The sequence below is a fragment of the Flavobacterium sp. B330r genome, from assembly GCF_056824325.1.
Window position 1 is genome coordinate 3347621 of record NZ_CP124860.1, and the last position, 13052, is coordinate 3360672.

Genomic DNA, 13052 nt, shown 5'->3' on the forward strand with positions numbered 1-13052 from the left:
CAAAATTTATAGGTTTGTAAATAATACAATTTAAAAATGGATTTAACCTGGAATGAATTTGAGCGCACAGATATGCGCGTAGGAACTATTATTGAAGTCAATGATTTTCCTGAAGCAAGAAAACCTGCCTATCAATTAACGATCGATTTTGGCTCAGAAATCGGAATTAGAAAATCATCTGCACAAATTACAAAACGATACCAAAAGGAAGATTTAGTAAATCGTCAGATTGTGGCAGTTGTCAATTTCCCAAGAAAACAAATCGGAAAGTTCATGAGTGAATGTCTGGTGCTTGGCGCAGTAGGCGAGGAAGGAGATGTTATTTTATTGGCTCCAGATTTTAAAATTGAAAATGGTTTGCGTATCGGATAGTTTTCTAATCAATAAATTTTACCGCAAAGCACGCAAAGTTTTTTTTGCAAGTGATATTTTTAGAAAAGGTTAAAGTTCGCAAAGCTTTGCGAACTTTAACCGACAAAAACTTACCTTAAAGCCTTGCGATCTTTGCGTAAATCTTTGTGATCTTTGCGGTTAAATTTTGCGCAACGATGAAGCCCACTTTTTACGATCAGACTGAAAACTGAGACTTGAAACTAAGAAATTTTCTCAATCAACTTCTGCAAAATAACCTGTCCTTCTTCCCAATATTTTAAATCGGAATCAGAATTAATGTGACCTTGTTGGCCAACATTTACAAAATCACTTCCCCATTTTTCAGCGAAATATTTTTTTCTTTCAAAAGAAGCATAAGGATCATTTTCGCTTGCCACAACTACCGAAGAAAAAGGCAAGTGATAAAGCGGAATTGGCGAAAAATTTCTTGTGCATTCTGGCGTGTGTTCTGGCGAATCGACATCTGCAGGAGCGACTAAAAAAGCACCGATAACATTCGGATTATTGTATTTTTCTGCCCAATGCAAAACCAATGATACGGCTAAACTATGTGCTACTAAAATAGTTGGTTTATTAAGTTTAGAGATATTCTCGTTTAATCGGTCAAGCCATTCTTCTAGAATAGGTTCATCCCAATTATCTTGTACAACACGAATCGAGTTTTGGAATTTTTCGTGCCAAAAGGTTTGCCAATGTTTTTCTCCAGAATCTCCAAGTCCTGGTATAATTAATAGTTGTGTCTCCATTGCCGTGGAATTTTATTTAGTGATTATTTTTTGCGTTCTTTTAAAATTCGGTTTACTTCTTTTACCAAAAGAGGAAAACCAGGTTCGGTCATTCCGTGGTCGTAACCGTCCAATTCATACAATTTAGTTTGTGTGTGGCCAACCAATTTCATCATTCTGGCCATGTATGCGTTTTCTTCATAGCGTCCCAACATTTCTAATTCACGATCTCCAGTAATTAATAACATTGGCGGAGCATCGGCGCGAATGTGGTATAAAGGAGAAAATTGGTCAATTGTAGGCTGTTTTTCAGGAATTCCATTTTCTCTTCTAATTTCAAAATGTGTAATACATTGTCCGCTAAACGGAATAAGTCCAGCAATTTGATTGGCATCAATGTTTTCTTTTTGGAGATATTTTTTATCCAGACCAATCATCATTCCTAAATATCCTCCAGCCGAATGTCCAGAAACAAAAATCTGAGATTTATCACCTCCATAATTTGCAATGTTGTTAAAAGTCCATGCAACAGCTGCTGCTGCATCTTCTATCGCTTTTTCAGCTTTTGCTTTTGGTGACAATCTATAATTTACGCCAATAATGGCAAAACCTTTATTTTTTAAAGCTTCAGGAATTTCTTTATTTCCGCCAGTTAATCCGCCGCCGTGAAACCAAACGATTGTAGCAAATCCGGTTTTATTTTTTGGATAGTAAATATCTAGCACACATCTTTCGTTAATGTATTTATCTGATTTATTTACGGATGCATTATAATATTGAATATTATTTTTCGTTTCATATTCTGTATTCTGCGCAGAAAGTGAAATTCCGAAGAAGATGAAACTTAAAAGAAGAATTAATTTTTTCATTTTTATGGAAGTTGAATGTTATGAGTTATGAGGTGTAAGTTATGACGTTTAACTCTTAACCTAATAACTTTTAACTTTATACGAAAACTAAATATATAAAAAAAGTCCAAAATGCAGAACAAATTGGACTTCTACTTTATGTAGATGATTTTGATTAAATATCGTCAAAATCGATATCTGTAAAACTAGATCTTTGACTTTCAGCTTTTTCAGAACTGTATTCTTTTTTAAAGTCTTTTTGGTGTCTTTCAGAAATTACTTCTTCGCCTTTGTGGTTCAAAACATAAGAAGTCATTTCCTCTAATATTTCGGCAAAAGCACTAAAATCTTCTTTGTATAAGTAAATTTTGTGTTTTTTGAAGTGAAAAGAACCATCTTCCTCAGTAAATTTTTTGCTTTCGGTAATAGTAATGTAATAATCATCAGCTTTGGTAGCTCTCACATCAAAGAAATAAGTTCTTCTTCCTGCTCGTAATACTTTAGAAAAAATCTCTTCTTTTTCTAACATGTCATTTTCTCTCATAATACGTTCTATCATTTTTGGAATTAATAGTACTCAAAAATCATAAAAAATTATCTATTACGCAACAATTAAAGTAATTCTTTTTCCGAAAGTTGTTTTAAATATAACGCCGAATAATATCCTTCTTGATTTATTAATTGATTATGAGAGCCTTGTTGAATTATCTTACCATCTTCTAATATGATAATTTTGTCTGCATTCTTTGCAGATGAAACTCGATGACTTACAATTATGGTTGTTTTGTCTTTAGAAATCTCAAATAAATTATTCAAAATCATTTCTTCGGTTTCGGTATCAACAGCCGACAAACAATCGTCAAAAAGTAAGATTGCAGGGTTTTTAATAATCGCTCTAGCAATAGAAACACGCTGTTTTTGTCCGCCCGAAAGCGTAATTCCTCTTTCTCCTAAAACGGTGTCATACTGTTTATTAAAAGCGATAATGTTATCATGAACCACCGCGTTTTTAGCAGCTTCGATTACTTCATCATCAGTTGCATTTTGGTTTCCGAATTTGATATTGTTTTTAATCGTATCAGAAAACAAGAAAGCATCTTGAGGAACGATTCCGATGTTGTTGCGAAGATCGTTTAGGTTTAAAGTGCTGATTTCGTTTTCATCAATTTTGATCTTGCCTTCACTTACATCATACAATCTCGAAATTAAAGAGAGAATAGTCGATTTTCCAGAACCTGTCTTACCTAATATTGCTAATGTTTCTCCTTTTTTTACTGTGAAAGAAACATTTTTCAATGCTTCAATATTAGTGTCTTTATAAGTAAAAGAAACATTTTCGAAAGCAATATTTCCTTGAATATCAGATGAGTTTTCGTTTTTATTTTTGATTTCTGGTTCGATTTTCAAAAATTCATTCAGACGTTTTTGAGAAGCTTCTGCCTCTTGAACCATAGACGAAACCCATCCTAAAGACGCAACAGGCCACGTCAGCATATTTACGTATAAGATAAATTCGGCAATGGTTCCAATATTTGGAATGCTTCCATTAATGTACATTACACCTCCAAAGTAGATTACAACCAAATTACTGATTCCGATAAGCGCAATCATCAACGGACCAAACAAAGATTGAACTCTTGCAAGACTTAAACTTTTACGTTTGCTTTCTTCGGCCAAATCAACCATATTGTTTTGATGTTGATTTTCTAACGAATAGGCTTTTATTACGCGAATTCCTGAAAAAATTTCCTGAGTAAAACTGGAAACTTTAGAAAGGTATTGTTGGAAAGTGGTACTTCTTTTATTGATTTCAGAACTTAACTTGAAAATGCAATATGAAAGAATTGGCAAAGGTAATATAGTATATAAAGTAAGAAGTGGCGATACATTATACATATATATTATAACGATCGCAAAACGAATAAATGTATTAATAGTATACATTACTGCAGGCCCAACATACATACGAACTTTGGAAACGTCTTCGCTAATACGGTTCATTAAATCTCCCGTTCTATTTTGTTTGTAGAAATTCTGTGAAAGATTCTCGTATTGTCTGAAAACTTCATTTTTTAAATCAAATTCAATATGACGTGACATTACGATCAAAGTCTGGCGCATTAGGAAAGTCAGAAAACCTGCGACAATCGTAGTTCCGATGATAAGTAGCACATTATGAATGAGATCCTGACGAAAACTGGCGATTACAGCTTCGGAGTTTTGCTCTGCAACAGAAAGTTTATCAAAATTTTCAATAGCATTTAAAGACTTACTGATAAGTTTTGGTGTAAATAAAGAAAATATTTGTGCGATTATGGTTATTAAAATACCTGCAGAGAAACTGTATTTATATTTAATGAAATATTTATTTAAATAGCTTAATTCTTTCATTTTTTTAAGAAATCTAATATTGAATTGATTTGTTTTTAAGAATTATTATTAAAGAAAATTATAATAATTTGCGATTTAATCAAAACAATTATATTGTAATATTGTTATTTTAAAGATAAAAAATTAGCACATGTGTATTTTTTAATTATGTTTGAGAAGTCTTTTTGACGAATTCATAATTTTAACTAATTTATACTAGCGCTATGGATGCAACTTTCGCAACTGGAAAGGAACTTCAAAAAATGGATCCTGTTTTTGGACAGTTATCTTTTGACGATCACGAACAAATTGTATTTTGCAATGACAAAGATACAGGATTAAAAGCAATTATTGGTATTCATAATTCGGTTATGGGGCCAGCTTTGGGAGGAACCAGAATGTGGAATTACAACACAGAATGGGAAGCTTTAAATGACGTTTTACGCCTTTCGAGAGGTATGACTTTTAAATCGGCTATAACTGGACTGAATATTGGTGGTGGTAAAGCAGTTATTATTGGTGATGCTAAAACGCAAAAAACTCCTGAGTTAATGCGTAAGTTTGGAGAGTTTGTTCACTCATTAAGCGGAAGATATATTACAGCAGAAGATGTCGGAATGGAAACTAAAGACATGGATACTGTAAGAGATGTAACGCCTTATGTTACTGGTATTTCTGAAGAAAGAGGTGGTTCTGGAAATCCTTCTCCAATTACAGCTTATGGTGTTTATTTGGGTATGAAAGCGGCCGCTAAAAGCCAGTTTGGAACTGATGTTTTAGAGGGTAAAAAAGTTTTGGTACAAGGAATTGGACACGTTGGTGAAACTTTGGTTGAGTATTTAACTAAAGAAGGAGCGCAGGTAACTATTTCTGATATCAACGAAGAGAAATTATTCCAAGTTGCTTCAAAATACAATGCAACAATTTATACTGGTGAAGATTTATATACTGCCGATGTTGATATCTATGCGCCATGTGCGATGGGAGCAACAATCAATGATAATACAGTAGATAAAATTAAAGCAAAAGTGATTGCTGGTGCTGCCAACAACCAATTAGCTGATGAGAATGTTCACGGTGCAAGATTACAAGAAAGAGGAATTTTATATGCTCCAGATTTCTTAATCAATGCGGGTGGAATTATCAATGTTTATGCTGAATTAGCTAACTACGGTAAAGCTGAAATCATGACTAAAACAGAGAATATCTACAATACAACTTTAGAAATTATTGATTTCGCTGCTAAAAACGGAATCACAACACATAAAGCGGCTCTTACTATTGCTCAAAATCGTATCGATCAAAGAAGAATCGAGAACGCTAAGAAGTAATGTAAGTATTCAGTGTTCACTTTTTAAGTGTTCAGTCTTAAAGTCTCAGTTTACAGTTTAATCTGTAACTGAGATTTTTTTTGTGCATGTTTGGTACTGCCCACTAAAAACTGCTCACTGCCCACTATAAATAGAGACTAACCGCTAAATTCTGAAAACTAACCGCTAAAACAACTACTTTTTTACGAATTAATTTTAAAATACGTATCAAAAGTTATACTTTTGCAGACTAATTTTTAAATGTTCTTACAAGGTGGTAAATAGAAGACACATACGCGTTAAAGTAATGCAATCCATTTATGCAATGCACCAAAGCGGTTCTGATAACATGGAAAAAGAAGAGAAATTTCTTTTCTACAGCATTGACAATATTCAGGACTTATATCTTATAATGCTTTCTTCATTGATAGAAATTTGCAAAAAAGAAGCTGTCTATTTGCATCTGTCAAGCAAAAAACACCTGGCAACTGCCGCAGAACGTAATCCGAATGAAAAATTTGTAAAGAATAAAATTTTTCAACTTCTTGCTGAAAGCAATTCTCTTAGTATCGCTTTAGAAAATCGTAAAATCAATAACTGGTCATTAAACGATGATTATATTATTTTGCTTTTAAATGATGTTAAAGCAAGCGATATCTACCAAAAATATATGAGCAATAACGTAAATACGTTTGAAGAAGACAGACAATTTATTATTGATTTGTTTGAAAATGTTATTGTTCCAAATGAAAAATTATACGAGTACTTAGAAGACGATAAATTGACTTGGGTTGATGATATTCCTGTTGTAAATACTCATATTGTGAAACAATTGAAAGCAATTAAAACAGAAGATCCAGACGATTTTAGAGTGCCAAAATTGTATAAAGATGTTGAGGATAAAGATTTTGCAAAAGATTTATTTAGAAGAACAATTCTAAACGAAACGGCATTTGCAAAAGAATATGAAGATAAAACACCAAATTGGGACAGTGATCGTATTGCAGAAATTGATACTATTATCTTGAAAATGGCAATTTGCGAGTTTATTAAATTTCCGTCAATTCCAGTAAAAGTAACTCTTAACGAATATTTAGAAATTGCGAAAGAGTATTCTACACCAAAAAGTAGTATTTTTATCAACGGAATTTTAGATAATCTTGTTAAAGAGCTTACTGCCAATAAAAAGATGGTAAAAGCTGGAAGAGGATTAATGTAAGATTTAAAATAATCAATTTTTTAAATCCAAATTCCAACTGCTTTGTCTCTCTGAGCGAAGTCGAAGAGCTAAAAAAAATATTAAATATAAATCAAAAACAAATTTAAATTATGGGACAATTAACTCAATTTGCGCCATTTCTTTTGATGTTCGTGGTAATCTATTTCTTCATGATTAGACCACAACAAAAAAGAGCTAAAAACGAAAAAGAATTTGAAAGCAGCCTAAAAGTAGGTGACAAAATAGTAACAAAAAGTGGTTTCCACGGTAAAATCGCTGAATTAGCAGAAACTACTGTTGTAATCGAAACTATGTCAGGAAAATTAAAATTAGAGCGTTCTGCAATTTCTCTTGAATTGAGTGCTGCTTTGAATAAAAAAGCATAATTTTTTTTTAAAAATTACAATATTTAAAATCCCAAATTCCAAATAAGGAGTTTGGGATTTTTTTTGTTTTATTCACGGTAATCTTGTGATCCTTCCTTCATCAGGATGACAAAGGTTTAGTCTTGTATAGTTTTGGAATTTGGATTTTAAATATTGGAATTTAAACTATCTGTATTTATCATTCAATCCAACATTTGCTAAAATCATCGGAATCACTTTCTCTATTCTCGAAAGCTTTGTTTTTTCCTGTTTTGCAGTTTCAATATATTCTAAAAACTCATATTGTTTGTAAGGAGCAAATTTTTCAAAAGCTTCTTTTAAAGCTGGATTTTTCACCATTTCTTCGTTTAAAAGCTCAGAAATAATGGCTTCTTTTTTAGAAGGTTTTATTACTTTTCCCTGTTTTTCGTTTTCAATGGCTTCGTGTATATATTCTAAAATATCCTTCTCGTTTATTTCTTCTTTTGATTTAAAACGCCATTGACGTAATGACTTTGTTACTTCTTCCTGAGCGTTGATTAATTTCTTCTTTTCATCCTTCAGGAAAACGCCATTATAAAACCAAATGGTAAAATAATCTTTAAAACCGCCTAGGCCAACAATGTTTTTTTTATTGAAAACATAAACAGGCGCTCCCCATTTTACAGTTTCAATCAGCTCAGTTTTATCAATAATTGATTTGAGAATAAGAATTTCTTCTTCCCACTGATTCATTTTGTCCCAAACGTATTTTTTGTCAGGCATTTTGTGGATTATTTTCTTTTTTTAGATTTTTCTGTCGCATCAAAAATACCTGGAATAGCTGTTAATTCAGCAATTTTTACAATAACATCAGTTGCTTTCTGAATGCTTTCTGCTGGAACATATTCGTATTTTCCGTGGAAATTATGCCCACCAGCAAAAATGTTCGGACAAGGTAGTCCCATAAAAGACAATTGAGAACCGTCTGTTCCGCCACGAATTGGTTTAATGATCGGCTTGATGTTTAATTCTCTCATTGCCTTTTCAGCAATATCTACAATATGTTTTACAGGAAGCACCTTTTCTTTCATATTATAATATTGATCTTTTACTTCGGCAATTACAATATCTTCGCCAAATTTCTTCGCGAATTTTTTATTGAATTGTTTCGCCAATTTATGAATCAATTCTTTTCTTTTTTCGAATTTCTTTCTGTTGTGATCACGAATAATCAATTCTAAAACTGTCTCTTCAATGTTTCCTTTGATGTGATGAACGTGGAAAAAGCCTTCATAACCTCTAGTTTCCTGCGGCGTTTCACCTTTCGGAAGTTCGTTAATGAAATCATTTGCCAAAAGCATAGAATTGATCATTTTTCCTTTAGCATAACCTGGGTGAACGCTTTTTCCTTTAAAAGTGATTTTAGCTCCAGCAGCATTGAAATTTTCGTATTCTAATTCGCCAATCTGACTTCCGTCCATTGTGTAAGCCCATTGTGCTCCGAATTTTTCTACATCAAAATGATGCGCGCCGCGACCGATTTCTTCATCAGGAGTAAAACCAATTCTGATTTTTCCGTGTTTAATTTCTGGATGCTGGATCAGATACTCCATTGCTGAAACGATTTCTGTAATTCCGGCTTTATCATCAGCTCCTAATAAAGTTGTTCCGTCAGTCGTAATGATCGTTTGCCCTTTATATAATAATAGATCTTTAAAGTAGTCTGGAGATAAAATAATGTTTTTCTCAGCATTCAATACGATATCTTTTCCGTCGTAATTTTCAACAATCTGAGGTTTTACATTTGCTCCGCTAAAATCTGGAGAAGTGTCAAAATGAGAAACAAAACCAATGGTTGGTACTTCATGATCAACATTACTTGGCAGCGTCGCCATGATATAAGCTTTGTCATCAATCGTTACATCTTCAAGGCCAATTGCTTTTAGTTCGTCAACTAATTTATTGGCAAGATTCCATTGTTTTTGCGTACTTGGTGTTGTTTGTGAATTTGGATCCGATTCCGTATCAATCGTTACATAACTGATAAAGCGATCTATGATATGTTGCATTTTTTTGAATTTTTAGCAAATATAGAAAAATTTTTCTCCGCGAAAATCTAGCTTTCAATATCTGAATTAATAAAAAAGGGATTCAATTTAGAATCCCTTTTTGGTATTTTGAGTTTGTTATTTGCTTTTTACGCATCTAAAACCAACGTGGTTTGCAGCAGATCTGATTTCTCCTTTTCCTCTTGTTCCAACCATGTATCGCGTGCAATATTGATCTGTACATAAGAACGAACCGCCACGGTGAACGCGTTTTATTTCAGTAGGATCGTTTGGATCATAATAAGCGTCTGGACCTTGCGGATTTTTTGTTACTTTCCCGCTTTCTGCTAATGATTTGTAATAATCTACACTATACCAATCGTGTACCCATTCCCAAACATTTCCAGCAATATCATACAAGCCATATGCGTTTGGAGCGTATTGTTTTGTTGGAGCAATTCCTTTGAAACCATCTTCTCCTGTATCGCCATCTTTAATTGGAAAATGTCCTTGATAAATATTAGCTTGAAATTTTCCTTTAGGTTTTAAATCATTTCCCCAAGCATACAAATTTCCAGTTTTACCGCCTCTTGCTGCAAATTCCCATTCTGCTTCTGTGGGAAGTCTTTTTCCAGCCCATTTTGCGTAAGCTTGAGCATCTTCATAAACCACATGAACAACAGGATATTTTTCTTTTCCTATAATGTTGCTTTGCGGGCCTTCAGGATGTCTCCAATCTGCACCTGGTTCATAACGCCACCATTGCAAGAAATTATTCAAATTAACGGCAGATGGTGTAGGAGTGAAGACCACAGAACCTGTCACTAAATCTTCTTCGCTTGCTGATGGAAATTCTTCTTTTGTTGGTTTTTGTTCGGCAACAGTTACATATCCTGTGGCTTTTACAAATTTTTCGAATTCTTCATTAGTTACTTCAGTTTCATCCATATAATAGCCATCAAGATACACTCTATGAATTGGAGCTGCATCTTTCGTTACGCCTTTAATACTGCACAGACTTTCGTCTTCAACATTAGTTCCCATAGAAAATTCGCCACCAGGAATCCAAACCATACCTTTTGGTGCTTTTTCTGCAGGTTTAAATTTATTTTCGACAGTTGGTTTAAATTCAGATTCAACATTACTTGGAATTTCATGACATTCTACAGCTGTTGTTTCAGCCTTTGTTGTAAATCTGGTATAACTGTAAGCGATTGAAATAATGGATAATGTTAGTAACGCAAAAATCCAAAAGGTTTTGTTTTTCATGGTTTATGTGTTTGAGCTTATAATGGTTATCAATAGTGGGCATAAAATTAGGTAAAATTACTTTTATAGTATATTAATTTTATAGAATTAATAAAATTAACTATCTTTTTCAACTTGAACCACTTCATATTTGTCTTTACCATCAACTTGTACGGGTTGATAGTAGGTTTCTCCAAATTTTACATATTTTACATCACCTATAGTGACTTCTTCTCCACCTTCGGGCAGTTTTTCTACTATTGTTCCTGCTGTAGGAGCAACGACAGTATATTTTTCTCCATCTTTTTCATAATACGTTCCACCGTAATAGTAATTGTTTACTGTTCCGGTATTGACTGTTTCTGCTCCACTTGGAATGTTGTTTACAGTTCCTCCAACTGGCGCAGGTACAGCAGTATAACCGCCGTTGGTCGAGGTGTACCAAACTCCTTGATCGTAATGGTATTTATTGTTTTCAACACTGACAATAATAGCAGTAGTTGCCAGAGTGGCGACAAAAAATCCCCAAGGATGCCAAACTGGCCCCCAATAAAAAGGCACATAGGGACGCGGATAATACGGATGATAACAGTTGTATCTATAACCGCCATACACATAAGGTGGGCGCGTATATGGTCTATATCCTGGACGAACTACTGTATTTCGATTATTGCGAACATGAACGCTATTGTTAACATTAATATTGACGTTATTTCTGTTTCTGTTAACCGTATTGCCGCTAATGTTTGTATTTCTGTTACCGACATTATTTCTGATTACGGTATTGTTTCTATTTACAGTATTGTTTCTGTTGGAATTGTTTGTAGGTCTGTTTATTTTAGTTCCAGAATTGTTTGCTCCAGGTCTAACCGTTGCTGGTCTAGTTGTTGCCGCTGGCCTTGTTGTGCTAGGTCTTGTCACATTTGGCCTAGACTGCGTAGCAGGTCTTGCCGGACGACTTTGGACTGCACCGCCGCCTCTATTGAATCCGCCACCGCCACCACGGTGACGCTGTGCTAAACTGTCAATTGAAATAAAGAAAAATGCTCCAGTTAAACACATTACAAGTGCCAGTTTTTTTACTGTTTTCGATATACTTTTCATATTCAGTAATTTATGTGATTTAAAGTTATGAAAAAAAAATGTCCGTTTTGAATTAATAGATTAAAAGTTTGATTTATAATGAGATATCCCATTGTATTCTAAATCGCCATCCTTGCTGTAAGGAAAGCGTTTTGTCTTGAAAAGTAAAATAACTCACCTCTGAGGTCAGTTTGTTTTTGTGTCCTTTAAAAAACCAGTTAAAAGCCAATGTAGATTCGTCTTGTCTATTTTCTCTTATCGAATTATCGGGTCTGTAAGCAGCATGGCGACCAGCCATTTCTAAGTGTTTTGGCCACCATTCGAAAACATTATGAAAAAAATATCCTGCCTGAACGTAATATCCTTTCATTATGGTTGTGTCATCATTGTTTATTTTATCAATAATTTCTTTGGTATGTAATTCGCTTTGCCAAGAAAAACCACGATACATAAAAGCAGTTTCAAAATTCCATTGATTGACTCTGTATTGTCCCGGTAGACCATTTTCAAATCCGTCTAGAGAACCTCCTCCCGCTTGAGAGAAACGGGTATAAGGGCTTCGGTTGGTTATGGCTGAAAAGGCTATAATCGGAGTGAGTTTTTCGTGAAATTCTAAATCACAGCCTTCAAAATCAAGAAATCTTCCGAGAAAATTCCATTGTGCTCTTCCAAAATACATTAAATGATTATCGTCATTAGAGGTGCTTCCGCGTCCTGTTCCTGTCAAAGCTGCGGCCCAATAATTAAAATCGGCAATTCCAGCTCCTTTTAAGTGTCCGTAGACTTCAACTCCCAATTGTCTGTCTACCGTAAAGGGACGATTAATTAAAGATCGCTCAACCATTTGCTGCTCGCCACTGCTTATGAAACGTTCACGCGTAAATTCAGTTTTCCATTGTCCAACTTTAAAACTCAGCCAATCCCACTTTTCAATCATAATTCTGAAATCAAGTAAGTTGGACTGACTCAATTCATATTCCCAATAATATTTCAGCCAAGGTTCAAAAGCATGGCCGCCAATTTTTAGCCTCGCACGATTTATTTTAAAAGTCGTTTTAGCCTCTTGACTGTAATCGTCATAAGTTAAAGGATCTGTATCGTAAGGAGTGGAGAAACGAAATTGGAATCGGCTTTGTAGTTGAAAAAGGAACTTTTTGTCACGGGTTTCCAATTCAATTCCTTTACTGCCATACCGAACATTCATCAGCTTTGTAGTATCTTTTTCTTGTTGCGAAAGTCCTTTATAGCTAATTGCTAATAGCAGAGCTAAAAGGACGTTTTTAAATTTTAGATTTACGATTTTTTCTTTATACATAAGTGTGATGGTTTGTATAAAAGATTTTGTTAAGCATCTCAAAATTAAATAATAAATGAACGAGAGTTGATTGTTGATAAGCTTGAACTGGTTTCAAATTATAACTTGCAACATGAAAAAGCAGAACGATTAATTTGTAAATAGAA

General features: G+C 33.9%; 13 protein-coding genes. 4 read left to right on the plus strand and 9 right to left on the minus strand.

All coding sequences use genetic code 11. From position 1 onward, the window contains the following. Positions 1-36: 36 nt before the first annotated feature. Positions 37-372 (plus strand): tRNA-binding protein, encoded by a 336-nt coding sequence (locus QLQ95_RS14790; protein WP_202000200.1) that lies wholly within the window; start codon positions 37-39, stop codon positions 370-372. Positions 373-593: 221 nt separating this feature from the next. Here the strand turns inward: QLQ95_RS14790 and QLQ95_RS14795 are convergent, their stop codons facing one another. The 4 genes from QLQ95_RS14795 to QLQ95_RS14810 all read right to left on the minus strand — a co-directional run bounded on the left by QLQ95_RS14795 (position 594) and on the right by QLQ95_RS14810 (position 4357). Then, positions 594-1139, minus strand: coding sequence for an RBBP9/YdeN family alpha/beta hydrolase (locus QLQ95_RS14795; protein WP_482500405.1), 546 nt, complete (start codon positions 1137-1139; stop codon positions 594-596). 23 nt (positions 1140-1162) lie between these two features. After that, positions 1163-1987 (minus strand): alpha/beta hydrolase, encoded by an 825-nt coding sequence (locus tag QLQ95_RS14800; protein ID WP_482500407.1) that lies wholly within the window; start codon positions 1985-1987, stop codon positions 1163-1165. 154 nt (positions 1988-2141) lie between these two features. After that, on the minus strand, positions 2142-2510 hold the full coding sequence (locus tag QLQ95_RS14805; protein WP_306157030.1) for a PUR family DNA/RNA-binding protein: 369 nt from the start codon (positions 2508-2510) through the stop codon (positions 2142-2144). A gap of 68 nt (positions 2511-2578) precedes the next feature. Further along, on the minus strand, positions 2579-4357 hold the full coding sequence (locus QLQ95_RS14810) for an ABC transporter ATP-binding protein (RefSeq protein WP_428237905.1): 1779 nt from the start codon (positions 4355-4357) through the stop codon (positions 2579-2581). A gap of 203 nt (positions 4358-4560) precedes the next feature. Here QLQ95_RS14810 and QLQ95_RS14815 point away from each other — a divergent pair, with 203 nt between their 5' ends. The 3 genes from QLQ95_RS14815 (at position 4561) to yajC (ending at position 7251) form a co-directional block, all read left to right on the plus strand. Beyond that, on the plus strand, positions 4561-5667 hold the full coding sequence (locus tag QLQ95_RS14815; protein ID WP_095931386.1) for a Glu/Leu/Phe/Val family dehydrogenase: 1107 nt from the start codon (positions 4561-4563) through the stop codon (positions 5665-5667). Between the two features lie 286 nt (positions 5668-5953). Then, positions 5954-6865 (plus strand): transcription antitermination factor NusB, encoded by a 912-nt coding sequence (gene nusB, locus QLQ95_RS14820; protein WP_095931444.1) that lies wholly within the window; start codon positions 5954-5956, stop codon positions 6863-6865. A 110-nt stretch (positions 6866-6975) separates the two neighbouring features. Continuing rightward, entirely contained in the window at positions 6976-7251 is a 276-nt protein-coding gene (gene yajC / locus QLQ95_RS14825) for a preprotein translocase subunit YajC (protein WP_053471036.1), read from the plus strand. Between the two features lie 165 nt (positions 7252-7416). Here yajC and QLQ95_RS14830 read toward each other — a convergent pair whose 3' ends face one another. The 5 genes from QLQ95_RS14830 to QLQ95_RS14850 form a co-directional block, all read right to left on the minus strand. Continuing rightward, on the minus strand, positions 7417-7995 hold the full coding sequence (locus QLQ95_RS14830) for a YdeI/OmpD-associated family protein (protein WP_428237904.1): 579 nt from the start codon (positions 7993-7995) through the stop codon (positions 7417-7419). Positions 7996-8003: 8 nt separating this feature from the next. Then, positions 8004-9281, minus strand: a complete 1278-nt coding sequence (gene pepT / locus QLQ95_RS14835) for a peptidase T (RefSeq protein ID WP_095931388.1) — start codon at positions 9279-9281, stop codon at positions 8004-8006. Between the two features lie 117 nt (positions 9282-9398). Next, positions 9399-10529, minus strand: coding sequence for a formylglycine-generating enzyme family protein (locus QLQ95_RS14840; protein ID WP_482500410.1), 1131 nt, complete (start codon positions 10527-10529; stop codon positions 9399-9401). A gap of 96 nt (positions 10530-10625) precedes the next feature. After that, positions 10626-11612: a DUF6515 family protein gene (locus QLQ95_RS14845; RefSeq protein ID WP_482500411.1), complete on the minus strand. Its 987-nt coding sequence runs from the start codon at positions 11610-11612 to the stop codon at positions 10626-10628. Between the two features lie 73 nt (positions 11613-11685). After that, positions 11686-12906, minus strand: coding sequence for an OprO/OprP family phosphate-selective porin (locus tag QLQ95_RS14850; protein WP_482500413.1), 1221 nt, complete (start codon positions 12904-12906; stop codon positions 11686-11688). Positions 12907-13052 lie beyond the last annotated feature (146 nt).